Raw genomic sequence first — 2,115 nt, 5'->3', positions numbered from 1 at the left:
AGAATACAACCTTATCAACTATCCATTCTTGCATCATAACTCCCCCCACTTTTTTAGAATCGTTGGGAGGATACTTTTTCACAAACATTTTTGCAAGACAGGCAATCACAACGCGCTCTGTCATAACGCACGCATAAACACACAGCAACCTTAAGGGGGGATTATGATCACTAATGCACAAACCATTCTCTGTCTTGATCTAGGGACTAAGACTGGCTGGGCGCTTCGTGATGCAGATGGTTTTATCACAAGCGATACAGAACATTTTCAATCACACCGTTTTGAAGGCGGTGGCATGCGTTACTTGCGCTTTAAGAAATGGCTTACTGAATTAAAGAGGTCTGTTGATGAAATTGATGCGGTGTATTTTGAAGAGGTACGTCGGCATGTGGGTACAGACGCTTCTCATGTTTATGGGGGCTTTCTAGCAACATTAACAGCTTGGTGTGAACATCATCAGATACCGTATGAAGGCATTCCCGTTGGTACGATTAAAAAAGCAATGACAGGCAAAGGGAATGCGTCAAAAGAAGAAATGATTAAGGCAATGTGTGCAAAAGGTCACGCGCCTTGTGATGACAACGAAGCAGATGCTTTGGCAATTTTATATTTAATGAAAGAAGGGGGTGCGTATGTCCAGTAAATTACTATGGACGAGACTATTCACAGACCAGTGGCTATTTAAACTATCTGATTTACCACCTATGGAAGTCAATGTTTACGTGAAATTGCGAATAAGAATGTTACACACGCGTGAGCCTCTTTTAAACGATTCACGAATATTATCTCATTTTACTTGTTGTTCAGTAAAAAGATTTCAAAAGGCATTAGATTATTTATTGAGGGTTGGAGTCATCATACGTTTAGAAGATGGTCGTTTGTGGAGTTCACAAGTTGAGGAGGAACTCAATAACTTCAATGAAGATCTAAATAATAATAAAGAACAGGAGGGGAAATATGTCAACTAAATTAGCTTGGGTTCGTTGTTTTCCTTCTGATTGGGTATCTGATGCTAGTGGAATGACGTCGCATCAAATATCGACTTATATGATGTTGATATTGCTTATGTATAAGAAGAGACAGCCAATTCTTGAGAATGCCTCTATATTAGCACGCATTTCTGGTTGTTCAGTAAAAGCTTTTAATAAAGCGCTAGATTTTTTATTGAGTGATGAGAAACTGATACGTTTAGAAGACGGTCGTTTATGGAGTTTACAGGTTGAAGAGGAACTCAACAACTCTAATGAGAATTTGAATAAGTTTTCAGAGAGAGCGCAGAAGGCAGCGAAGGCAAGATGGGATAAAAATACAAAAGATGTTTGTGATATTAAGCATGATGCTAACAGTATGCTTAAGGATGCTAAGCATGATGCTTGTGATAATGCTAAGCATGATGCTTGTGATGCTATAACAAACAATACAAACATATATAATAAAAAAACTAAAACTATCGTTTTAGCAAAAAAAGAAATTGGTTCTGAAAGTTTAGAAACAAACGAACAGGTTGACGAGCCAACAGAGGTTTCTGCTGTTGAAACCACATCAGAGCAAATCACAACGGGTGTAGACAACCAACCTCCCATTCACGAGCAAGAGAACGTTCCCAAAAAATCAAAACGAGCGAAAACTAATCGAGGCTATCGACTGCCTGAGGATTTCAAACCTAATTTGCAATACGCAATCGATCAAGGATTAACGCATGATGAGGCGCTGTTAGAATTTGAGCGGTTCACAAATTACTGGATAGCAAATCCAGGTAAAAATGCAAACAAACGGGATTGGCAAAGGACTTGGTACAATTGGGTCACAAGCCCTATCGGAACGCTAGCAAAGAAAAAAGCAAGATTAGAACAGGAAGAACGGTTAGGTGGTTATCATGGAAAATTCACTCAGAAAACTTTCACAGAACAGCTTGCAGAAGGCTTCAACGAACTCAGAGATCATCTCTCATCTGCAGAAGATTATGGAAATGATCAGTCCGGGGTATCCATTGACGCTGAAAGCTGGGAATACATTGACGAAACAGGAGGAAGTGCAAACCTTAGATGCTTGCAATCGTCTACAAGCGTTGCTCTCTGTGAAAGCTTCAGTTAAGCAAATTGAGCAAGCTTCTTT

The 2,115-nt window shown here is 39.5% G+C and carries 3 protein-coding genes; all 3 read left to right on the top strand.

All coding sequences use genetic code 11. The annotated features are described in order from the left end of the window. Positions 1 to 163: 163 nt before the first annotated feature. Genes ACFILT_RS03830 through ACFILT_RS03820 form a run of 3 tightly spaced genes read left to right on the top strand, consistent with a single transcriptional unit; the run spans position 164 to position 2,094 of the window. On the top strand, positions 164 to 643 hold the full coding sequence (locus tag ACFILT_RS03830; protein ID WP_375679619.1) for a crossover junction endodeoxyribonuclease RuvC: 480 nt from the start codon (positions 164 to 166) through the stop codon (positions 641 to 643). Then, positions 633 to 968: a hypothetical protein gene (locus tag ACFILT_RS03825; protein WP_375679617.1), complete on the top strand. Its 336-nt coding sequence runs from the start codon at positions 633 to 635 to the stop codon at positions 966 to 968. The genes ACFILT_RS03830 and ACFILT_RS03825 overlap by 11 nt, the downstream gene beginning before the upstream one ends. After that, entirely contained in the window at positions 958 to 2,094 is a 1,137-nt protein-coding gene (locus ACFILT_RS03820) for a DUF1376 domain-containing protein (protein WP_375679616.1), read from the top strand. The genes ACFILT_RS03825 and ACFILT_RS03820 overlap by 11 nt, the downstream gene beginning before the upstream one ends. The last annotated feature ends 21 nt before the right edge of the window (positions 2,095 to 2,115 follow it).

The sequence above is a fragment of the Bartonella sp. AP7XZML genome (assembly GCF_042195745.1).
GTDB lineage: Bacteria > Pseudomonadota > Alphaproteobacteria > Rhizobiales > Rhizobiaceae > Bartonella.
The sequence above is the reverse complement of the archived record's forward strand: the minus strand, read 5'-3'. Positions and strand labels throughout refer to the sequence as shown.

Bases quoted from the DNA above. Each gene is read 5' to 3' on its own strand.
- ACFILT_RS03830 (WP_375679619.1), top strand. From the start codon at position 164: ATGATCACTAATGCACAAACCATTCTCTGTCTTGATCTAGGGACTAAG.
- ACFILT_RS03825 (WP_375679617.1), top strand. From the start codon at position 633: ATGTCCAGTAAATTACTATGGACGAGACTATTCACAGACCAGTGGCTA.
- ACFILT_RS03820 (WP_375679616.1), top strand. From the start codon at position 958: ATGTCAACTAAATTAGCTTGGGTTCGTTGTTTTCCTTCTGATTGGGTA.